The following is a 22,636-nucleotide window of genomic DNA, read 5'->3' as shown; positions in this document are numbered from 1 at the left end:
AGAGGTATCGTATGGCTCATAAAGAAACGAATTTGACAGACAATGAGATATTGCGCCAGAAGATAGTGAACCTCCAACACGCATTGTCTTTGGAGAAGATGCGCAGCCGTGCCTATGAGAAACTCATAGAGATAGCCGAATCCGAGGAGGGTATCAGCATCTTAAAAAAAGATGGTGCCAAACAGTAACGGCGCTGCGTGAGGAGTTTCCCGGTGTATCCGTGGAATTCCTCTGTGGGCTGTTTGGCAAGAAACGCCAGTGGTATTACGCAAGCAGCAAGCTTGTGATTTCTGAGCGGCAAAGGCGTAAACTGATAGTTGACAATGTACTCTACTATCGTGCCTGCTGTCCCGGGATAGGCGGTGTGAAACTGCACGTCCTCCTCAAGTCGGAGCTAGGTGAAGATGTTACTCATGGTCGCGACTCCTTCTTAAAACTACTTGCTTCAGAAGGGCTTATGCTTCCCAAGAACAAGCGAAGACGTACAACGGACTCCAATCATCCTTATAGGAAGTATCCTAATCTTGTACAAGGTGTTACGGCAATGTATGCTAACCACATTTGGGCAGCCGACATAACCTACGTTTGGATTTACGGCAACGTCCTGTACCTCCATCTCATTACAGATGTTTACTCACATGCTGTCATAGGCTGGTGCTTATCCGAAACCATGGAGGCTATAAATACGAAGGAGGCATTGCTAATGGCAGTTAAGGCAGCCGGAGGAGGCAACCTCTGCGGAACGATACACCACTCTGACAGAGGTTCGCAATACGCCTGCCACCTATATGTTGAAACTCTTATGTGCCACCATATCAGGGTTAGTATGACAGAACGGTACAATCCTACGGACAATCCTGTGGCGGAAAGGACGAATGGAACCTTTAAGGTTGAGTGGATTTACCAGCAGGAGATGTACCGAGATTATGACCAGGCCAACATGGAAATCTCCAAGGCAATAGCCTTCTACAACTACAGACGACCGCATATGAGCATAGGAATGAAATGTCCGATGGATGTCTATAGAGGCGAACAGCCCGGGAGAAATCTTTGGAAAAAGAGATAAATGCTTGCAAAAAAGAAAAATATAAAGTATCTTTGGAACGCCGAAAATATGGCGAACGACGGTCTTATGCCATCTTCACCAAAGGTCCCAGGGGGCATCGAGCCCCCTAAGACCTTGCCGAAAATATGACGGAACTTAGGTGTTGTCCATCTTCTTTTATACAAGTGCACAGACTTCAAATTTAACCTATATAATGTTAATGTCAAGTCATTCAGTAAACAAGAAAATATTTGACAAGTAAAACAGAAATACATCGTCAGATCTGACAAGTGAATTCAGGAAAAGACATATTTTTTTTATCCTACCTATTCAAAGCCTAACTTTTGCTTTCCAAAAGCTTAGCTTTTGCAATGCAAAAGGTCATGAATTGGAGTGCAAAAGCTAAGCTTTTAAATCCTAATCAATATCACGCTGATTATCAATAAGTTACAAAACGTGTTCCGAATACGCTTTTTGTAATATAATTTCGTGGCGATGGGAGGTCGAATGTTCTGCATCAGAAAGCTGTCAGCCATCATCTGAATGTGAATTGGAGTTGTGAGGAGATTGATGTCTTTGGCATTAGAGCAAGACACGTCAAGTGTCATGATTTGATGCAACCTTGCGTGAGATTTCACAAAATTATTTGCTTTTCAAAGAAGGGCTAATTGATGACTCTACGAGTCATTTTTTTAGGGAAAGACCGGTTTGGTCAGTACAAAAAAGTAGGAGGTAAACTCCTATGAATGGTGTTTACCTCCTACGCGATAATTCAATGGATGAATAAGATTATTTCCCTTCTTCCATCTTCTTCTTCAAATCTGCGAGAACGTCAAGATCCCCGAGTGAAGTTCCTGCGGCAATGTTGTTTACCTGTGGTTGCTGTTCTGTCTTACGGTTGCCACCACGTGAACGGCGAGGTTCTTCCTTAACATCTTCGAATGTGCGAGAATGTGAGAGGATTATTCGTTTGGTCTCTTTAACAAACTCGATAACCATGAATGGAAGTTCTTCTCCGAGTTGTGCTTGAGAGCCATCCTCTTTTACAAGGTGTTTTGGAGTTGCGAAGCCTTCGCCTCCTTCATTGAGGGTGATAACTGCGCCCTTATCCATTGATTCCGTGATTTTACCGGTATGAACTGAACCCGGAGTGTAAATGGTTTCATATTGATCCCATGGATTGGGTTCCAATTGCTTGTGTCCTAAGCTCAAACGACGATTTTCCTTGTCAATTTCCAAAACAATGACATCGATATCTGCACCTTGTGTGGTGAATTCTGATGGATGTTTTACTTTCTTGGTCCAAGAAAGGTCGCTGATATGGATTAGTCCATCTACGCCTTCTTCAAGCTCAACAAAGATACCGAAATTGGTGAAGTTGCGAACCTTTGCCTGATGTTTAGAGCCTACAGGATATTTCATTTCTATTGTTTCCCATGGGTCTTCTCTCAGTTGTTTGATGCCGAGCGACATCTTACGCTCTTCGCGGTCGAGGGTCAGGATGACAGCTTCTACTTCGTCGCCTACTTTCATGAAGTCCTGTGCTGAACGCAGGTGCTGGCTCCAACTCATTTCTGAAACGTGGATAAGACCTTCTACGCCCGGTTGGATTTCTACAAACGCACCATAGTCTGCCATGACAACTACCTTGCCCTTTACGTGGTCGCCTACTTTCAGGTTCTCGTCAAGTGCGTCCCAAGGATGGGCGGTGAGTTGTTTCAAACCAAGAGCAATTCGTTTCTTCTCTTCATCGAAGTCGAGAATAACGACATTTATCTTTTGGTCGAGTTCCACAACTTCGTGCGGATCGTTTATGCGACCCCATGATAAGTCGGTGATATGAATGAGTCCGTCAACACCGCCGAGATCGACAAATACTCCGTATGACGTGATGTTCTTAACGACACCTTCAAGAATTTGACCTTTTTCCAGATGGGAGATAATCTCCTTGCGCTGTGCTTCGAGTTCTGCTTCGATGAGAGCTTTGTGCGATACGACTACGTTGCGGAATTCTTGGTTGATTTTAACAACTTTGAATTCCATGGTTTTACCAACGAATACATCGTAGTCGCGTATAGGATGAACGTCAATTTGGCTACCTGGAAGGAATGCTTCGATACCGAACACATCAACAATCATGCCGCCCTTGGTGCGACTCTTGATGTAGCCTTGAATAATTTCGTCGTTCTCAAGTGCTTTGTTGATGTTCTCCCAACTCTTCTGAAGACGAGCTTTTTTATGTGAAAGTACGAGTTGTCCGCTTTTGTCTTCTTGGTTTTCTACATAAACTTCAACCTTGTCTCCGATTGCGAGTTCAGGGTTGTAGCGAAATTCCGAAGCAGGAATAATACCATCGCTTTTGTAGCCAATGTTTATTACCACTTCTTTTTTGTCGATAGAGATGACGGTACCCTCTACAACTTGATGTTCTTGAATCTTGTTGAGAGTTTCGTCATAAGCTTTTGTTAGCTCATCTTTGCTTACTTCGACTTTAGAACCGTGTTCAAACTCGTCCCAATTAAAGTCTGATAAGGGATTGACGTTTTCAAAATTTGCCATAAATGTTAAAAAAATAATTTAATTAATAAAGTTAGACTTTATGTTTATAATTCTCCGGAAGGGCACTACGCCCTAACAGGGCGCAAAGTTACTAATAATATTCTGAATATTAGTGCTTTCGCTTGTTTTTTTCGTTTTTCTTTTTTGTAAAATGGAAAAGTTCCCCCAAAGTCCGAAAGTCTTTCTTTATATTAATACCTATTCCTTGCGTGGTGAGGGAATTACGCGTAAAGTATCGGTCGTTGGTGTGATTGTAGAAATTAATGGAGAGATTGCCATTGGGGACAAGGAGATATTTTATGTCGAAATCTCCGATGAATGAAGATGTGTTGGTTGCCACATTATCTCTGTAACCGAATTCGCCGTTTATAATCAGACGGTTGTCTAACATTTTTCCGGAGAGCAAGCCTTCGTATTCTGCATTGGTAAATCCTTCATTTCCTGTAGCGATATTTGCGCCGAAATTCCAATTGTTGTTTTTAATCACGTTGGACAATACGGTATTAATTTGTTGCGATAATGTTCCCGACAGAATACTTTGCATTGCCAAAGTGGTTTGTCCCGGTTGCGATAAACTTTCATTTGATGCATTATTGACAGATGGGGGATAAAATCTCCCTACAGCAAGCAAGTAGATGATTTGTTGGTTGAGGTCTTGTTCAGAGCTTAGAACCGAACGTACCATCTGTTCTGCGTCGGAAGAGAGGGATGGAAGGTCTATTCCAAATGTTACTGATGGCTTTTCGGGAGTCCCTCCAATGTTCAAAAGACAAATTACTTTTGTGTTGTTGGCTGTAAATGAGTTTCCCATCCTCAAATCGCTAAGTGGTACGGAGTTGAGCGTGTATTGTCCTTTTAGATTGAGTGTGGCATCGTATGGGTTACCACCAAATGCTATTGTGGAACCGGGGTGGAACTCAAATTTCTTCTTTATGATATCTTGTACTGTAAGGCTGTATTGTCCATAATCTATGATGTAATTTCCAAAGAGTTGAAATCCTCCTTTATTATAATATGTGGCTTTAATATCTCCTGATCCGTTTAGGCTGATCATGTCTCCGGTTTTTTCATCCATCAGAACTCTAAGTGTAAAATCTGGAGTCGCATGAATGGAGAAATTGATATTTAGATTGCTTTCAAAATCCGAATCTTTCCTTGCATTCGCCTTTTCGTTGTGCAAGTTGAATGCACCGGAGTCCTCGGACGGTGTGTATGTTTTTGGAGTTAGGTCTCTCCAGTATATGAATGAATTTTCATCAACAGAGTTTTCACTCGCGTTGTATGTTATGTAGGAGTCTTCTTCAGGTCGTAATGTGATGTTCATTGTTACGCCTTCAGACTTGTTGCTGATGGCGCAGTTTCCCGTACCTTTGACTACACCCCAAAAAGTATCGTCGCCGGTCTTTTTTGGAAAATTATAAATCAACAGATTCCGAGCCTCGCAATCTAAGTCGTATGTGAGGTTGGTAAGGGATTGATGGTGAATACCTCCGGTTAGGATGCCAATGTTATTATTCGTGTCGAATATTGTGTCGTTGTCGAAGATTATCTCGTTAGGAATCATCCTTATTCTACCATTCTTCAGCATATACTTTGAACCTATGGGCTTTATAAAGACATCGCCTGAGGCATACATGTCTCCTTCGAGATTTATCTTAGATAATGGTCCCACAACCTTGCACCAGCCATTTGCTTTAAGGTTTATATGGCTCATGAAAGAACTGCAATATTTATTTAAGAAATGAAGATATGTGTTAGAGGCATAGATAGGAAGATGTATAAAACTATTTTTAGTGTCAATGTAGCCCTTTATAACGGTCTTGGAGTCTGCCCCGGCATCGGCATGAGCATCAATGTTGATTCTTCCTGCATTGTGATTGTAATAGGAATTAGCATAAAGGGTTCCCATTTCTCCATTTTCGAATTGGAAATGTTTTATTTCTAATCGTGCCGTTGTTTCCGGTGTGTTAAAGAAAGATTTTACGACAACTTCTCCCGAAGCCAGACCGTCAAACTCAACGCTATGGAAGTTTAATATATCCATAATGTAGGGAACATCAATGTCTTTTAATTTTACGATGAGAGAATCGTCTATAGCTCCCGATGTCTTGCCATTTACGGTAATGTGTTGATTCTTGTTTGATAATTCAAAGTGCTTAATATTTAGATTGTTATGAGCGTAAATGAGATCTGAAGGTTGAACCCTTAGTTGTATGGTGTCTAATTGGATATTCGATGGATTGAAATGCAGATATGTTACCGGTCTGCCATTAGTAAGATTGAAAGTGGCATTGCAGTTTATATTGCCCGATATTGGTGTTCTTCCTTCAATATCAAAAGCTGTTACGGCATGAATATTTCCATTTTTAACCTTGCTGTTGTTCTGAATAAATATTCTGCGCCCATTGTTATCAACTCTTTCACCGGAAAGATTTGCTAAAAGTTCATCCTGCGGAGAAGAGAGAGTAACTTTTAACTTCTGAATATGTTGTTTGGAAATGATTAAAGATGGTGATTTTATATCTATTTCTATGTTTTGTGATGATTCATTGACGTTGCCATCCACTTTAATGTATGTATCTGTTTTTATATTGTTATTTGTCAGCCGATTAAGCAATTCGCTATCATTAATAACTGCGCTGAACATATAGTTGCTCTTGGTTTTATCGTATGTCGGCTTGTTCGGAAATATGTTTGGCAAATACTTGGAGATTGTATTTGTGATGCTGCTTGCTATATGATTGTACGCATATTGCCCGGAGAGTTGAAGTGTTCCAAGGTCGGATTTTACATTGAGCGATTTGTTGTTGAGGCTATTGAAAATGTCTAATTTTATTTCTTTTATTTGCGTATGTTTCCCATCTCCGGTCATCGCAAAGTTGTTTATGCTTAGCTGTCCTTTCAAATCGTTGATGGAGGAACCGTTGCCGGTTATATGCAAGTTAAAAGACAACTCTTTGTTGCCTATGATATTAGAGATTTTCAGTTTGCTCAAGTTTACACGATGAGCTGCAACTGTGGCATCAACAGCAAGTGCTCCTCTCTTTTTTATAAAAGTTATGAAGTTTTTGACATCCCCTTTTAGTTCTATTCCTCCATTTAGGTCGTTTAATGAGACCATTCCTTGGAAGTTGTCATTACTATATTCGCCATTGATATAAATGTTTCGATATGGGTATCCTTTATAACTGAGGAGAGGAAAGACACCTTTGGCATAAATCTTATTTAGATCTGTCGTGCCGGAGACCGATATGTCGGTTATTATATCTTTGATACCGGCTTTTGGGAATAAACGTCCTATATTAAAAAACTTTGTCTTAATCCTACCATTAAATTCTTTTTCATTAAGTGTTATATTGAGGTCTAAATTCCCTTCAGAAGTAAAAAGGATTCCATCGACCATATACTTTTCGTAGGTTCGTTTTGTGCTTCCTGTATAACCAATATAGTTTAATCGTTTTATTTCTTTTGGTATCGGCAGGTGAAAGATTTTGGAAAGTTTATTCAATGGTTCATTTGTTATTGCTATTTTTTTAGCATATATATTCCAACCTTTCATCTTCTTCAGATCCTTGATGACTCCTTTGATATCTACATATAAGTCTTTATTGCCCGAATGTAGTTTAAAGGAATTCAATCTTATCTGATTCCTGTTATATGATAGTTGGCTTTCTAATGATATGGCGTGCTTGAATGCCTGTAACTGAGGAAAGAAGCATGCGAAATCCGAAGGCGTAAATTGGGTTTCGTTGATAATGGATTCCACCCTTAGAGAATTCATATCTATCTGTTTATTAGCGATTTTATATAAAATATTTGCTTTGGGGATGGATATTTTACTGTTAGGCATTTCAAGGATAAAATCTTGCAACTGAGTTCGTTTGGTACTTGCCGAGCCTGTGAATGCCAAATGTTTGACCTTCAATCCAGACTTCTCTTTGAATGATAAATGTCTTACATTGACATCAATTCTATTGTGGTTGAACGCATTGATATTTATGTGTCCGGAAATATCACTTACTTCTAAGTGCCTGGTATTGAAACGATTTCTAACCAAGGGTGCATCCCATTTATGGTAAGAAATAGAGCTGTTCCGGATGATTAAGCTTTGAATCTGCAAATCGAACGATGGATGGGACGTGTTGTTTTGGGAAGTTAGCGAATCAAGAATAAACTTAAAATTGGGTTCTGTATTCTTATTTTGCCTATAAAGATTGGCTTGTAGTTTGAATATTTGCGCGGAAGATATAAGTATCTTCTTGCTACGTAGCAAATTGAGGATATCCACCTTGACAGCAATACGCGATATATCGACCAATCTCTTTTTCTTTTGGTCAGCGATGCTGATGTCATCGATTACCAAATGGTTTAGGGCTCCAAGACTGATCTTTCCCACTCTCACCTCCGTCCCAAGTTTTTTTGATAAGAGCTTGCTAACTTCATGACCTGCAAAGTTTTGTATGGCAGGGAGATGTAACAATATAACGATGGTAAAATAAACTCCTATGACCAGCCATATTGTCCAACGTATTATCGATTTCAATCTTTTCAAGGCGGTTGCAAAGCTACGAAAAAACATTTTTATTGTAGAATATATTATATAAAAAGTTTTTCGCAGTCCTAAAAATTTACTATATTTGCAGTGTTATTTAGTAAAAGACTTCTAAAAGACCCATTAATTAAAATTATGGTAAATGTTATTAAGTTGCGTAAGGGTTTGGATATAAACCTAAAAGGGCGTGCACAAGAGCTAACTTTACCTTCAATATCTTCGGATGAATATTCTTTGGTTCCCGATGATTTTATCGGATTAACACCGAAAGTAGCAGTTCGGGAAGGAGATCGTGTGAAGGTTGGAGAGGCTTTGTTTGTAGATAAAGGATGCGTCGAAGTAGGTTTTGCGTCCCCTGTTAGCGGAACAATAAAGAAGATTGTAAGGGGAAATCGTCGAAAAATTTTGCGTGTCAGCATAATCCCGGACAGTAAACAGGAGTATGTGGATTTCGGAACAAAAGACGTTTCGGTGCTTTCTGCGGAAGACGTGAAAAGTAGTCTTTTGCGTGCAGGATTGTTTGGTTACATCAATCAGCTTCCCTATGCTGTGGCGACACGTCCGGATACCCCCCCTAAGGCTATCTTTGTTTCCACATTAAGAGATATGCCCTTGCAAGGAAACTTTGAATATGAGTTGAAAGGTCAGGAACGCGATTTTCAAACCGGGCTTTCGGCTTTGTCGAAAATAGCGAAAGTATATCTGTCAATAGGAATCAATCAAAAAGCAAATGCGCTTTGTTCCGCCAAAGATGTGCAAATTACGGCTTTTGATGGGCCATGCCCCGCGGGCAATGTTGGAATTCAAGTGAATCATTTGGCTCCGGTAAATAAAGGCGAAGTGGTTTGGACGGTAGAACCAACATCCGTTATTTTTTTTGGCAGACTTTTTAATACCGGAAAGGTGGATTTGACGAGAACTGTGGCAATCGCCGGGAGCAAAGTAAAAGAACCTGCTTACATCAAGGCTATTGTCGGCACCCCGATTAAGGCTATTGTGAATGGCAAACTGACAGACACTAACCATATACGCGTCATTAATGGAAATCCACTGACGGGCATACCGGCAGACGATAGTTCAGTATTAGGCGCGCATACCTCTGAGATAACCGCTATTCCTGAAGGAGATGATGTTAATGAGCTGATAGGTTGGATACGGCCTCGTTTCAAAGCACTTTCCGTATCTCGTTCCTATTTCAGTTGGCTCATGGGCAAGACACGAACCTATGATTTAGACGCTCGAATCAAAGGAGGTAAAAGACATATCATCATGAGCGGAGAATATGACAGTATGTTGCCAATGGATATTTATGGAGAATTTCTCATTAAATCCATTATATCCGGTAATATTGACAAGCAAGAACAATTGGGCATTTATGAGGTCAGCCCCGAAGATTTTGCTTTGGCTGAGTTTGTTGATAGCTCTAAATTGCCTCTGCAGGAAATAGTACGAAAAGGCTTGGATATCTTGCGTAAGGAAAATGCTTGATACCCTATGTTTTAATAAAGAATTAAAGACAATATGAGTTTAAGAAATTATCTTGATAGGCTTCGCCCGAATTTTGAGGATGGCGGAAAGTTACATGCGTTCAAGAGTGTTTTTGAAGGCTTTGAAACATTCCTATATGTCCCGAATGAGACTTCAAAGAGCGGAGTCTCCATACATGATGCCATTGATTCCAAACGAATCATGAGCTTAGTGGTTATCGCCTTGATTCCGGCAGTGCTCTTCGGGATGTATAATATCGGATATCAGAACGCCTTGGCGGCAGGGAAATTGGGCGAGACAGCATTTATTAACATGTTCCTGTACGGCTTCTTGGCATTGCTTCCCAATATACTTGTTTCCTACATTGTGGGCTTGGGAATCGAGTTCGCGTGGGCGCAGTGGAAGGGGGAGGAAATACAAGAAGGCTACTTGGTAAGCGGCATATTAATTCCTCTGATAATCCCGATAAGCACACCTCTCTGGATGTTGGCTTTGGCGGTGGCGTTCTCCGTTATTTTGGTGAAAGAAATATTTGGTGGAACCGGAATGAACATATTTAATGTGGCGTTAGTAGCGCGCGCATTCCTCTTTTTTGGATACCCGAGCAGAATGACAGGTGATACCATTTGGCTTTCTACACAATCCATCTTCAATTTAGGTTACACTCTCCCCGATGGATATACCATGGCGACACCATTGGGACAAATTGCTCAAGGCATCCCTGTGAATGCGTCAATGAACGATATGATAATCGGGCTTATCCCCGGCTCCGTAGGAGAAACCTCAGTCATTGCCATCGCGTTGGGCGCGTTATTGCTGATATGGACAAACATAGCAAGTTGGAAAACCATGTTGAGCGTTTTTGTCGGAGGTGCATTTATGTCATATATATTCCAAACGACAGGTGCATCCCCGATAACCTGGTACGAGCATCTCGTTCTCGGTGGCTTCTGTTTTGGCGCAGTGTTTATGGCAACCGACCCCGTAACATCCGCGAGGACGGAAACAGGTAAATGGATTTACGGATTTATCATTGGAGTATTGGCAGTCATCATACGTGTGCTTAATCTTGGTTATCCTGAAGGCATGATGTTGGCCATATTGTTCGGAAACATGTTCGCCCCATTGATTGATTATTGTGTTGTTCAATCTAATATTAATAAACGTGCAAAGCGTGCAAAACTATAAGGAGTGAAGAAATGAAAACAAATAGCAATTCTTACACAATAATCTATTCCGTTGTCATGGTTGTGATAGTTGCGTTCTTGTTGGCATTCGTTTTTCAGGCTTTGAAGCCGATACAGGATATCAATGTGCAGCTTGATCACCAAAAACAAATTCTCTATGCACTAAATCAAGATCGTAATATGTCTAACGAGACAACCCTCGAATTATGGAATAAACTAATAATGGCAGATGATATCATTGATAAAGAAGGAAATATAATAGAGAGAGGAAAACAAGGCGGAGTTGATGCGGCTTTTCGTCTCAACAGCAAGGATGCCAAAGAGGGAAAGTTGGCTGTGTTCCGTTGCAAAGTAGATGGCAAGGAAAAATATGTCATACCTGTTTATGGTAATGGACTTTGGGGACCTATTAACGGCTTTATCGCAATCAATGAAGATAAAACCACTATTTTTGGAGTTTATTTTAATCATGAAAGCGAAACAGCAGGGCTTGGTGCGGAAATTAAAGACAATAAAGATTGGCAGGATCAGTTCAAAGGTAAGAAACTTCTTGATGGCTCCAAACAGAATGTTATCTTTTCCGTAGAAAAAAAGATAATAAACCGAGACTCTCAGGTAGATGCCTTGACCGGAGCGACCCTGACAAGTAATGGCGTAACCAATATGTTTCGTTCAGATAAAGGGGGATTGCAGGCTTATATAAAGTTTCTCAATCGCCAATAGTTTTGAATATATAATAATAATGTAATATGGACTTATTCTCAAAACAAAATAAGCAGGTATTTCTCAACCCACTCAATCTTGACAACCCCATCATGGTGCAAGTGTTGGGTATCTGCTCTGCGCTGGCAGTAACGGCGCAGTTAAAACCATCTATTGTCATGGGATTGGCAGTTACTGTCATTACGGCTTTTTCCAATGTCATCATTTCCATTTTGCGAAATACCATTCCCAACCGCATCCGCATCATCGTTCAGTTAGTAGTAGTAGCGGCGTTGGTAACAATAGTCAGCCAAATATTGAAAGCTTATTCGTATGACGTTAGTGTCCAACTGTCTGTTTATGTAGGTTTGATTATCACCAACTGCATTCTGATGGGACGCTTAGAAGCTTTCGCCATGATTAACAAGCCGTGGCCAAGCCTTCTTGATGGTCTTGGAAACGGTTTGGGTTATGCCTTGATACTTGTCATCGTGGGAGGTGTCAGAGAATTTTTCGGAAGAGGCTCTTTATTGGGCTTTAAGATTATACCCGACAGCTTCTATGATGCCGGATACATGGACAATGGATTAATGTCCATGCCCGCAATGGCCTTAATCCTTCTCGGTTGTGTTATTTGGGTTCATCGCGCGTATTTTGAAAAAGAAGATAAGAATTAGATATGGAACATTTAATAAGTTTATTCTTCAGGTCTGTTTTTGTGGACAACATGATATTCGCATTCTTTTTGGGAATGTGTTCTTATTTGGCCGTGTCCAAAAACGTGAAGACCTCATTTGGACTTGGGGTCGCCGTAACCTTTGTGTTGGTTGTAACGGTCCCCATCAACTATCTCTTACAAACCAAGGTGTTGGGACCCGACTGCTTGGTTGAGGGCGTAGATTTGTCTTACCTCAGCTTCATTCTCTTTATTGCCGTGATTGCCGGAATAGTGCAGATTGTTGAGATGGTGGTCGAGAAATATTCGCCTTCTCTTTATGGTGCTTTGGGCATTTTCTTACCTTTGATAGCTGTCAATTGCGCCATTATGGGCGCATCGCTCTTTATGCAGCAGCGAATCGGATTAGACCCTGCAAATACCCAATACATCGGTTCTGTTACAGATGCATTAATCTATGGACTGAGTTCCGGCATAGGTTGGCTCTTGGCCATTGTCCTTTTAGGGGCCATTCGTGAGAAATTGGAATATTCCGATGTGCCAAAACCTTTGCAGGGCTTAGGTATTACGTTTATAACTGTGGGGCTGATGGCATTGGCAATGATGTGTTTTTCAGGATTAAAAATCTAAATAGACATGGGATTGGAATTTATATTATATAGTATTAGTATTTTCTTGACAACCATCTTGCTATTGGTTATTATCTTGTTGGTTGCGAAAAAATATCTCAGTCCGAGTGGTAAAGTGAATGTATCAATAAATGGAGATACCACGTTGAATGTTGATCAAGGTGAATCCATACTCTCCACTTTAACAGAAAATGGCGTGTTCCTTCCTTCAGCATGTGGAGGCAAGGGCAGTTGCGGACAGTGTAAGTGTGTTGTTCTTGAAGGAGGAGGAGAAATTCTTGACTCCGAGCGCCCTCATTTCTCTCGTAAAGAGATTAAGCAAGGATGGCGTTTGGGATGCCAGACCAAAGTGAAAGGCAATCTCTCTATCAAAATAGACGAATCGATTTTGGGCGTCAAAGAATGGGAATGTGAAGTAATATCCAACAAGAATGTATCAAGTTTTATCAAAGAGTTCAAAGTAGCTCTGCCTCCCGGAGAACACATGGATTTTGTCCCCGGCTCCTATGCACAGATAAAAATCCCCAAGTACGACTGTATTGATTACGATAAAGATTTTGACAAGGAAGACATAGGTGAGGACTATATCGGACCATGGAAATCTTTCAACATCCTTTCGCTCAAAGCTCACAATCCGGAAGACACCGTGAGGGCTTACTCCATGGCAAATTATCCTGCTGAAGGCGATATAATCACGCTGACTGTGCGTATTGCTTCAACGCCATTTCTCCCACGCCCGCAAATTGGTTTCCAAGATGTGCCCACAGGTATCGGCTCTTCTTACATCTTCAGCCTCAAACCGGGAGATAAGGTGATTATGAGTGGTCCTTATGGTGATTTCCATCCTAATTTCACTTCGGGAAAGGAGATGATATGGATTGGTGGAGGAGCAGGTATGGCACCATTGAGAAGTCAAATCATGCATATGCTGAAGACTTTGCATACGCGCGATCGCGAAATGCACTTCTTCTACGGAGCGCGTGCCTTGGGCGAGGCATTTTTCCTTGAAGACTTTTGGGAATTGGAAAAGGAATACCCTAATTTTCATTTCCACTTATCTTTAGACCGGCAAGACCCTAAAGCTGACGCTGCAGGCGTGAATTATTATACGGGCTTTGCTGTCAACTGCATTCGAGATACTTATCTCAAAGATCACGAAGCACCGGAAGATTGTGAATATTATCTCTGCGGACCTCCCATGTTAATCAAAACCGTAACAGATTACTTGGATAGCTTGGGGGTAGATAAAGAAGCTATCATGTTTGATGATTTCGGATAACTAACGTAAGTCGCAAAGGGAATATTTTATTATTGCCAAAGCACGTCAAATACACTTTCGGTATAAAATTGATTGAGGTCGGGTTTCCTTTTGGAAAGTCCGACCTCTTTTTCTCTCACATGGAGTTTCTTCAAAAACTCGGCTCTCGTTTTCCGATAAACAAATTCTAAAGTTTTGTCTATATTCTTCGATTTTAACCCCAAATCGGTTATTAGAACCTATTTTTTAATGACCGTAATTGGAAATATTCAATTATATGGATTTGTTATTCAGCCACTTATCAACTAAAAGCCATACGCTGTGAACTCATGTGTCAATACCTGCCTGTCCGGGTACGACAAAAGACAAGCATATTCTTTATTTGGAAGGTCGTTGAAAACGAGCCTCCCTATATGGGAGAAATTCAATAATGTCCTAATTATTCTTCATACATCCATCCAATGCTTACCTTTCACTTTCCAAAAGCTTATCTTTTACACTGCAAAAGGTCATGAATTGGGATGTAAAAGCTTAGCTTTTAAATCGCAATTAGTATCATGCAGATTATCAATAGATTGCGAATTGTTTCTTCGGTGTGGTTTTTGTAATATAATTTTTCAGTGTTTTGATAAAAGGACTAATATGTGTTAATTAAAATATAGCACTTTTGCAACATTCTATAAATCAATTATATTTGCTACGCGAGTTCGGGATAAGAAAAATTCTTAAAAAGTTGGTAATAGGCTGACCTTGTACATTCACGGCATCGATCAATACATAATTTCATCATGAACTTATGTTCTGCTCTTACAGCCTATTGTTTCTTTGACAATAAGCCGGAAGCCCTGCCGGTACACATAGAGAAATCAAGGCAATTGGAACTTTTCTAAAGATTTTCTTATCCCGAACTCGCGTAAAAAGGGCTGATACTTCGTGAGAACTGTCGGTCCTAAATTTGTATCTTACCCAAAAGTTTAGCGGACAGTAATATTTGAAAAACAAGCCCGAAGTACCAATTAAAAGGACTTCGGGCGGAATATTTATGCTCTTTTGAGTTTTAGCGGACAGCAATAAACTACATCTGCCTTCCTTTTTTCACCGCTTTATTACGATTAAAAAGGAAGTTATATGATGTTTGTTATTCTTTGGATAATCTTTTGAAGTATGCTTTCATTGCTTACAAGTACAGAAGCAGTGCCTGTCATCCCGCTGACGAGTTTATACCTGCAAGCCGTTATCCTTACCTGTACCGTGAACACGCTACCTTCTGCCGTTTGTAGGGGCAAATGCGATGTGGCTGTTATTACACCATTAGCAACTCCATAGGTTTCTGCATCGTAGCCCTCAAATTCTATGTTTGCCGTCATTCCTTTTGCTATCGTATTCACATACTTATAAGGAACGGTTATTGTGCCTTGGTGGGCATTTGTCATCTGTACCTTTGCACTGATGGTCTCGGGATAAGGTATAAAATATGCGCCCACCAGCAGTCCCAATATCACAATGGTGATGATTGTGATGCCATAGCGTACAATTTTTGACGGTATCTCGCCAATGATATGCCTTACTTTCTCGCTGCGAAGTTCTATCTTGTTGTCTGCCATAATCTTCCATTCTGCTGTTAGTTGCCCAATTCCAATTGATTCTTTACGAGGTTATAGTATGTACCCCGCTTTGCCGTGAGTGTTTCGTGGTTACCAATTTCTACCACCTTGCCTTTATCCAATACCACTATCTGGTCAGCATTCTTCACCGTACTTAATCGGTGCGCTACGATAACCACCGTCTTACCTTTGTAGAACTCGTCCAGATGCTCCACTATCATGCGCTCGTTATTGGCATCGAGCGAGTTGGTGGCTTCATCAAGGAAAATATACTCGGGATTCTTGTACACGGCTCTTGCTATCAAGATACGCTGTTTCTGTCCTTGACTCAAGCCTACACCATCACGTCCAATCTTGGTATTATACTTTAACGGTAGCCCCATTACATAATCATTGATGCAAGCTATCTCGGCAGCTTTCTGCAATCGTTCCTTATCAATTTTCCCATCATCCACGGCAATGTTGCGAGCTATCGACTCGGAGAAGATAACACCGTCCTGCATTACCACTCCACACTGCTTGCGCCACCATTTCTTGTTAAGTGTATTTACATCAGTTCCACTGATATTGATTTGCCCGCCCAGAACAGGATAATAGCCCAGCATAAGTTTGATAAGAGTGGTCTTTCCGCTACCCGACGCTCCGACAATGGCAGTTACCTTGCCTTTGGGAATAGTGAGGCTTACATCATCTATGATAGTTTTCAGTGCGTGAGGGTCGTATTTGAAATTTACATTTTCAAGGTCTATGCCTTTGTTTTCTTCTTTCACTGAGGTTTCCAATCCATGCTTTCCGTTCTCATCGTCCATACGGTGGATTTCGTTGATACGTTCAAGGCTTATCTTTACATCTTGTATGGAGTAGAAGAAACTCATCAGCTGTTCCACTGGCGAGTTGAGTTGTCCGATGATGTATTGCACGGCAAGCATCATACCCAGTGTTAGTTGTCCGTGAATGACGGCTGTTGCTGCCACCACGGTGATAACGATGTTCTTTAGTTCATTGATGAAGATGCTGCCTGCCTCCTGCGTCTGTTGGAGTTTCAGCGACTTCATCTGCACTCCAAAGAGATCTGCTTGTACATCTTCCCATTCCCAGCGTCTTCGCTGCTCGCAGTCTTGGAGCTTTATCTCTTGCATGGAGGTGATAAACTCGTAGGTCTTGTTGTTGTTGATGGCTTGCTGCTCAAAGAGTTCGTAGTCAAGTACTTTTCTGCGCCTGAGGAAGAGGGCAAGCCAACCACCATAAAGCAGACTGCCGAGCATAAAGATAGCAAAGACAAGCCAGTTATAGGATAGCAACACAATGCTGAACACCACAAAGGTAAAGAGCGAGAACACGATGCTGAGCGTCTGTTGGGTTAAGAACGTGTTCACTCTACTATGGTCGCCCATGCGCTGCATAAGGTCGCCCATCAACTTGGTGTCGAAGAACGACATGGGCAACTTCAAAAGTTTGATGAAGAAGTCGCTCACCAATGATATGTTGATGCGCAGTGAGATGTGCAGCAACAGCCAACGGCGAATAAAGTCTATGGCTGTACGGCTAACCGTGAGCATCAGTTGCCCTAAGAGTATCAGCCAAATAAAGCCGATGTTCTGGTTTTTGATGCCCACGTCCACAATAGATTGTGTGAGGAAAGGCAGAATAAGTTGTAGCAGGCTGCCCACGAGTAAGCCCAAGACAATCTGCCCGAAGTACTTTCGATATTGCTTGATGTAGCCAAAGAGGAACTTAAACGAGCGTTCCTCTTTGGGCTGTTCCTCCTTCTGCTTTTCATAAAATGCTGGTGTGGGTTCCAAAAACATCGCAATGCCTTTCTCCTCACCGCCAAATTGGGTGCTGATCCAATGCTTCTTGAATTCCTCAAGATTGTATTTTACAAGTCCTTTTGCAGGGTCGGCAATATAAAATTCTTTTTTATGATTAACTTTATATAATACAACAAAATGATTTTGATTCCAATGCAAAATTGAACATAATTTATTGGAAATCAATTCGTCTAATGTTATTTGAACAGAAACAGAATCAAGTCCTATAGATCGTGCCGTTTCCGCAATAGCTTTTAATGAAACACCTTCCTTGGTTGCTTTGCAAATTTTATAAAGTTCGGAAGTGTCGTATTCTTTATCAAATTTTTTACACACCATTGATAAGCAAGATATACCACATTCCATTGAGTCATGCTGTCTTACATATTGTATCTCATTCATTACATGGTACGTTGTATAATACTTTCATTCTTCCTGCTTGTCCTGACACTCACTTCTTTATTGAAGATTGTGTAAGATATTGTGAGTTCCACGCCTCGCATATCATTTTTACCTCTCGTTCCCCAATCTATATAATTGAAGTGATACAGAATGTTGTTGTAATTAGCCTTTCCCAAAATATCATTTACAGCTAAATTGATATTCAGCCTGTTCTTCAGCAATGATGCTGCAACACCCATATTCCAACTATGAATACTCTTCTGATTATACAACAAATACTCATTTCTGCCTTGATAAGTATAATCTGTAAACAAATAAATACTTGGTGTCAGAGCATAATTGATATTCACCTGCCCATTGAAAGCAACTTTGTCATTTCTGTATTCTTGTTCTTTAAACACATATTCTCCATGTGGGAACACCACTTCACCCTCGCATGAGAGTTCAATATTACCAATGGCTTTAGAATAATTCAATATCACCCTGAAGTCGCTTGCTTTCTTCATATTCATGGAATAAGAAGAGAGGATATTGCTCGTTGCATCTATCTGTTCAAGCACACTCACAAGCGGATTCTTTCTATAAGTATAGCGCAATGAAAGGGTTAAGTCTTTCCATGTAGAACTAAGTGTATAGCGATCCATAGTTTCATTTTCAAGATTTGTATTTCCCTTGCTGTACAGAAGTGAATCCTGATAAACAAGTCCAGAGTTTAGTTGGGCAAAGTTAGGTTGTGTAAGATTTCTTCTATAATTAAACTGGAAGAACCAATTATCATTCGGTCGATACTTTATAGTGATTACAGGGCAGAGTGTAGAAAAGTGTTGTTTGAATTGATTTGCCACCGTGTTTGTTCCCGAAACATTGCTAATGGTTCTATGCACATACTGATAGCGCACCGCAGGCATGACTGTCCATTTGCCAAAACTTTTAGCGAATGACAAATAGGCTTGCGGATTTGATTCTTTTACATTGATATCGTTGATATAACTCTGCACATTCAAATATGGTATTTCTGAATTTGTTTTGGACTTTGAATCCACATAATTATATAGAACTCCCGCCATAGCACTGATGTTCCATGGAAGTTTAAATCCATTGTCAATACTTGTTGTATAGACAGTATAACGGCGATTGCCATGACTCTTGGTAAGCGAAGACAAGCTTGCATCGCTTTCCAAAGTTTGCAGATGATGATTAATATTCGTGGAAGCTATTTCCTGAGAAATGTCAAGATTATAATTATTGCTTGCATAAACATATTGCAACGTTCCGCTATGTATGTTCTCTAAGTTTCTGCCTTGTCTATCTATGTTCCTCCATTGCTTTTGTTGCTGCTGCCAGCTCGTCAAATTTGTGCCAAATGCCTTATTATCCTCATCGCTGAATTGATAGAAATAATAAAGTCCTAATCTGCTTTTGGCATTCAACTGATAATCCGCGGAGAAGTTTACCTTATGCGCTAAGGTTGTTATAGGCGTTTCTCGCTTTTGCTCAATGGAGAATATGTCATCACGATAGATGTTGCGAAAATATGTTTCCTTATTCTTGTTACCATCTTTGCCACCCATATAGGATAGGTTAGCAGAAAAGTTCTTATATTGTCCCATCACATTGAGAATGCCTACATCTGAAAACATTCTTGTTTGTTTCAAGTAGTTGCCAACGCTAAGAAATATAAAATCATTAATATGCTTAATGGTTGTAATGGTAATAACGGGTTGTCCGTTGGAACTGTACTTTACAGAGGGGGCTCTGTCTATCTCTATACTCTTGATATTGTCGGCTTGCAGCGTGGACAGAACCTTTGCGTCGGACAAAAGTCGTCCGTCCAAAACATAAACAGGTTCGCCCAATCCATTCACTTCTATATTGTCATTAACCGAATGCAGACCCGGTGTATGCGACAACATTCTCATTGCCGTACCCATTTTCGATAGCACAGTATTGGCAACCTGAATCTTGGAAACGCTCCCTTTGTTTTTCACACGTGGCATATGTCCTTTCACCACAACATTGTCCAATTCTATGGTTGTAAGAAAAGTACTGTCTTTTATTTCGTCTTGACCGAAACAAAAGGAAAAGTTTACACAAAAGGCTAATAAAGTTAATATCTTTTTCATCGAATTGAATATTTATACATGTAAAAATCTGGAAGGATTTCTGATAGATTCCTTTTATACATTGAACAGTATTTTTTATTTTTCCCCCAATTCTTATTTCTATCAATGGGACAACCTCCTCCACATATAGGAAATACATTGCAATTGATACATTCATCAGAATCAAAAGGGTTGTGACCAAACATTGTTTCTGATAATTTTTCAAGGGATAGGGTTCCTTTTGCCAAGTCTCCAACTTTATTATTGGGAAGTCCTAAATGTTCTAGACACTTATATATATGTCCTTTAGAATCTATTGCTAATGAATTTTTACATCTAAACATGCATGGCATGGCTAAATTTGGAAGTTCAGGATATACTAATGCTTTCTCTTTATTCCTAAGTGCATCTTGGTCTTGCTTTAATAAATCTTCATGCGTAAAGCAATTTCCCGATTTATCAAAATCTGTACGATCACGTACATAATTATGACTGATTGCTATTTGTCCCTTTCTAAGATATTCTGAAAAATTATTATTGAAATAATTTGTAATATCGCTAAGCGAAGTAGGATTAGTATGATCCATCGTAACCTTAATGCTTAGTGGAATATCTGTTAATGATACTAATTTCCTAATATTTTCAATGATTAGATTAAAAGAAGGTGCCCCATTGTTAAATATTCTACGTTTATCATGAGTTTCTGCAATACCATCAAGACTAATTTGAATATATTTTAAATTTAAAATATCCAATTTTTGTATAATAGACTCATTTAACAAACTACCATTTGTAATCATATCAGACGCAAACTTAATTTTTAATTGTCTTAAATGCTTACAAATTGAGTAAATTCTATCAAAACCAAGTAAAGGTTCTCCTCCAAACCATGTAATATGAATTTCTTGCTGTCTATGTAAAGATATAAATTTAATAAGTCTACTTTCAATATCATCGGACATTAAGCCAATGTTTTTTTTACCGTCTTCGAAACAATAAAAACAATTGAAATTACATTTCATCGTTGGGGCTATTGATAATATCAGCGAAGAGTTTTGGAACATGCTGCTATAACACTTGTATTTATAAACATTTAGTTCATTATAATCATCATCTACTAAGATGCCAGCATTCTGCAAAATAGCACATACTTTATCTTCAATAACATTGCCTTTCTTTTTGATATTTTCATATATAGAAAACCATTGCTTTGTTTCCATTTTGACAAATCCTGTTGTCAAAGTATTATAAATAAATGTGCTATTATTGCAAGTATTTATAACATTGAATTTAGATATTTTCATACATAATTTACATAAACAACAAGTGAAAAAGAACCTACTATTATTATCCATCATAAGATGATGGATAATAATAGTAAATATAGACCTAAGTAATGAATATAATACACTTTAGTAAGTGAATTATATTAAAAACTATGGTTTTTGAGAGCTGACTTGTGCATTATTCGAAGTTGATGGTTGACTTACATGTCCATTATCATATCCACAATCGCATTTAGTTCCATACAAAAGACTGTGTCTATAACCTTGATCACATTTGGTTGCACCACCAAGAATATTTTCCTACTCCTCGGGTTCTAGAATGTTAACATCTGAGTTAACACCACTCTTCAACAAAATAATGTTTGAATTTTCCATAAATATTGTTTTTTATTACTGTCCGCTAAACATCCCACATTTTTTATGAATTAGGGCTGACACTTCTCACGAGGTATCAGCCCTTTTTGTTATCTTTGCTTTTGTTTCCAAACTCAGATAACATGGGCAAAAGTACACATTTCTTCGGACAGCCGGTATATGGTCAGCTGATAAAATCTCTCGACCATGATAAAATAGTTGAAATAAGCCGTCGGAACGGCGGTGAGCGGTATGTGAAGACCTTTGATGGCTTCACCCATCTTCTTACGATGCTGTATGCAGTCATCATGCGCTTCGACTCCCTGCGCGAGATAGAGGCGGCAATGACGGCTGAGGTGCGCAAGCTTCACCACATAGGCATTGACAGGGTTCCTAAGCGCAGTACCCTGTCAGATGCGAACGCCAGACGCTCGGAGAAGTTCTTTGAGGACGTGTACCACGACCTTTACGAGTCCAATAAGGACAGACTTTCTTCGGACAGCCGACGCAATGGTACGGAGGAATGGATAAAGCGTCTGAGAATCATCGATTCCACCACGATAACCCTGTTCTCTAACGTCATCTTCAAGGGTGTGGGACGGCATCCTAAGACGGGAAAGAAGAAGGGAGGCATAAAAGTGCATTCCGTCATTCATGCAAACGAAGGAGTTCACTGTGACGTGAAGTTCACTTCTGCTGCTACCAACGATTCCTTTATGCTCGCCCCCAGCCATTTCAAGCATGATGAAATCATTGCCCTGGATCGTGCATATATCAACTATGAAAAGTTTGAGGAACTGACCGAGAGGAACGTTGTCTATGTCACCAAGATGAAGAAAAATCTCAAATACGAGGTGTTGGTAGACTGCATGGATATGAACGAGGATGGGCTGATGGAATATCGTGAGCAGGTGGTGGTGTTCAGGAAGGGCGGTATCAACCATATAGCGCGTATCATCACCTATGTGGATATCAAGAAAG

At 40.0% G+C, this 22,636-nt stretch carries 13 protein-coding genes and 3 pseudogenes (1 of these 16 only partly in view); 10 read left to right on the top strand and 6 right to left on the bottom strand.

From position 1 onward, the window contains the following. A pseudogene (locus E0E16_RS13965) lies at window positions 1-188 on the top strand (hypothetical protein); the annotation flags it as partial. A gap of 32 nt (window positions 189-220) precedes the next feature. Continuing rightward, window positions 221-1,066, top strand: a complete 846-nt coding sequence (locus E0E16_RS09480; protein WP_240048166.1) for an IS3 family transposase — start codon at window positions 221-223, stop codon at window positions 1,064-1,066. Window positions 1,067-1,834: 768 nt separating this feature from the next. On the opposite strand, the gene rpsA is transcribed toward E0E16_RS09480, so the two are convergent. Both rpsA and E0E16_RS09470 read right to left on the bottom strand, forming a co-directional pair. Next, window positions 1,835-3,604 carry a 30S ribosomal protein S1 gene (gene rpsA, locus E0E16_RS09475; protein ID WP_130830110.1) on the bottom strand — a complete coding sequence of 590 codons (1,770 nt, stop codon included), beginning with the start codon at window positions 3,602-3,604 and terminating at the stop codon, window positions 1,835-1,837. A 109-nt stretch (window positions 3,605-3,713) separates the two neighbouring features. Then, window positions 3,714-8,147 carry a translocation/assembly module TamB domain-containing protein gene (locus E0E16_RS09470; RefSeq protein ID WP_255418167.1) on the bottom strand — a complete coding sequence of 1,478 codons (4,434 nt, stop codon included), beginning with the start codon at window positions 8,145-8,147 and terminating at the stop codon, window positions 3,714-3,716. Between the two features lie 144 nt (window positions 8,148-8,291). On the opposite strand from E0E16_RS09470, the gene E0E16_RS09465 reads away from it, so the two are divergent. The 7 genes and pseudogenes from E0E16_RS09465 to E0E16_RS15010 all read left to right on the top strand — a co-directional run. After that, a complete protein-coding gene (locus tag E0E16_RS09465; RefSeq protein WP_130830108.1) occupies window positions 8,292-9,644 on the top strand; it encodes a Na(+)-translocating NADH-quinone reductase subunit A in 1,353 nt (450 codons plus the stop codon). Window positions 9,645-9,677: 33 nt separating this feature from the next. Then, window positions 9,678-10,832, top strand: coding sequence for an NADH:ubiquinone reductase (Na(+)-transporting) subunit B (locus tag E0E16_RS09460; protein ID WP_130830107.1), 1,155 nt, complete (start codon window positions 9,678-9,680; stop codon window positions 10,830-10,832). Between the two features lie 11 nt (window positions 10,833-10,843). Continuing rightward, complete coding sequence (gene nqrC / locus E0E16_RS09455) at window positions 10,844-11,554, top strand: NADH:ubiquinone reductase (Na(+)-transporting) subunit C (RefSeq protein ID WP_130830106.1); 711 nt, start codon at window positions 10,844-10,846, stop codon at window positions 11,552-11,554. A gap of 26 nt (window positions 11,555-11,580) precedes the next feature. Beyond that, on the top strand, window positions 11,581-12,210 hold the full coding sequence (locus E0E16_RS09450; RefSeq protein ID WP_130830105.1) for an NADH:ubiquinone reductase (Na(+)-transporting) subunit D: 630 nt from the start codon (window positions 11,581-11,583) through the stop codon (window positions 12,208-12,210). Between the two features lie 2 nt (window positions 12,211-12,212). Continuing rightward, window positions 12,213-12,839, top strand: a complete 627-nt coding sequence (gene nqrE, locus E0E16_RS09445; protein ID WP_130830104.1) for an NADH:ubiquinone reductase (Na(+)-transporting) subunit E — start codon at window positions 12,213-12,215, stop codon at window positions 12,837-12,839. Window positions 12,840-12,845: 6 nt separating this feature from the next. After that, window positions 12,846-14,117: an NADH:ubiquinone reductase (Na(+)-transporting) subunit F gene (nqrF, locus tag E0E16_RS09440; RefSeq protein ID WP_130830103.1), complete on the top strand. Its 1,272-nt coding sequence runs from the start codon at window positions 12,846-12,848 to the stop codon at window positions 14,115-14,117. A gap of 722 nt (window positions 14,118-14,839) precedes the next feature. Beyond that, window positions 14,840-14,986: pseudogene (locus E0E16_RS15010) on the top strand (IS982 family transposase); the annotation flags it as partial. A gap of 234 nt (window positions 14,987-15,220) precedes the next feature. Here E0E16_RS15010 and E0E16_RS09435 read toward each other — a convergent pair. The 4 genes from E0E16_RS09435 to E0E16_RS09420 are packed head-to-tail and all read right to left on the bottom strand — an operon-like array spanning window position 15,221 to window position 21,319. Then, complete coding sequence (locus E0E16_RS09435; RefSeq protein WP_130830102.1) at window positions 15,221-15,700, bottom strand: HlyD family secretion protein; 480 nt, start codon at window positions 15,698-15,700, stop codon at window positions 15,221-15,223. 17 nt (window positions 15,701-15,717) lie between these two features. After that, window positions 15,718-17,877, bottom strand: coding sequence for a peptidase domain-containing ABC transporter (locus tag E0E16_RS09430; RefSeq protein ID WP_439650614.1), 2,160 nt, complete (start codon window positions 17,875-17,877; stop codon window positions 15,718-15,720). Between the two features lie 35 nt (window positions 17,878-17,912). Then, window positions 17,913-20,036, bottom strand: a complete 2,124-nt coding sequence (locus E0E16_RS09425) for an outer membrane beta-barrel protein (protein ID WP_130830100.1) — start codon at window positions 20,034-20,036, stop codon at window positions 17,913-17,915. Then, on the bottom strand, window positions 20,033-21,319 hold the full coding sequence (locus tag E0E16_RS09420; RefSeq protein ID WP_223177189.1) for a radical SAM/SPASM domain-containing protein: 1,287 nt from the start codon (window positions 21,317-21,319) through the stop codon (window positions 20,033-20,035). Before E0E16_RS09420 ends, E0E16_RS09425 begins: the two co-directional genes overlap by 4 nt. A gap of 479 nt (window positions 21,320-21,798) precedes the next feature. Here E0E16_RS09420 and E0E16_RS09415 point away from each other — a divergent pair. Then, window positions 21,799-22,636: pseudogene (locus tag E0E16_RS09415) on the top strand (IS4 family transposase) (it continues 513 nt past the right edge of the window).

This window comes from Prevotella rectalis (assembly GCF_900607215.1).
GTDB classification, from domain to species: Bacteria; Bacteroidota; Bacteroidia; order Bacteroidales; family Bacteroidaceae; genus Prevotella; species Prevotella brunnea.
Note: the sequence above shows the minus strand (reverse complement) of the source record. Positions and strands in the feature narration are given on the sequence as shown.

What these genes read in the sequence shown, in the direction of transcription:
- nqrC (WP_130830106.1), top strand. Translation starts at nt 10,844, where the DNA reads ATGAAAACAAATAGCAATTCTTACACAATAATCTATTCCGTTGTCATG.
- E0E16_RS09420 (WP_223177189.1), bottom strand. Translation starts at nt 21,319, where the DNA reads ATGAAAATATCTAAATTCAATGTTATAAATACTTGCAATAATAGCACA.
- E0E16_RS09460 (WP_130830107.1), top strand. Translation starts at nt 9,678, where the DNA reads ATGAGTTTAAGAAATTATCTTGATAGGCTTCGCCCGAATTTTGAGGAT.
- E0E16_RS09430 (WP_439650614.1), bottom strand. Translation starts at nt 17,877, where the DNA reads ATGGAATGTGGTATATCTTGCTTATCAATGGTGTGTAAAAAATTTGAT.
- E0E16_RS09435 (WP_130830102.1), bottom strand. Translation starts at nt 15,700, where the DNA reads ATGGCAGACAACAAGATAGAACTTCGCAGCGAGAAAGTAAGGCATATC.
- E0E16_RS09425 (WP_130830100.1), bottom strand. Translation starts at nt 20,036, where the DNA reads ATGAAAAAGATATTAACTTTATTAGCCTTTTGTGTAAACTTTTCCTTT.
- E0E16_RS09465 (WP_130830108.1), top strand. Translation starts at nt 8,292, where the DNA reads ATGGTAAATGTTATTAAGTTGCGTAAGGGTTTGGATATAAACCTAAAA.
- rpsA (WP_130830110.1), bottom strand. Translation starts at nt 3,604, where the DNA reads ATGGCAAATTTTGAAAACGTCAATCCCTTATCAGACTTTAATTGGGAC.
- E0E16_RS09450 (WP_130830105.1), top strand. Translation starts at nt 11,581, where the DNA reads ATGGACTTATTCTCAAAACAAAATAAGCAGGTATTTCTCAACCCACTC.
- nqrF (WP_130830103.1), top strand. Translation starts at nt 12,846, where the DNA reads ATGGGATTGGAATTTATATTATATAGTATTAGTATTTTCTTGACAACC.
- nqrE (WP_130830104.1), top strand. Translation starts at nt 12,213, where the DNA reads ATGGAACATTTAATAAGTTTATTCTTCAGGTCTGTTTTTGTGGACAAC.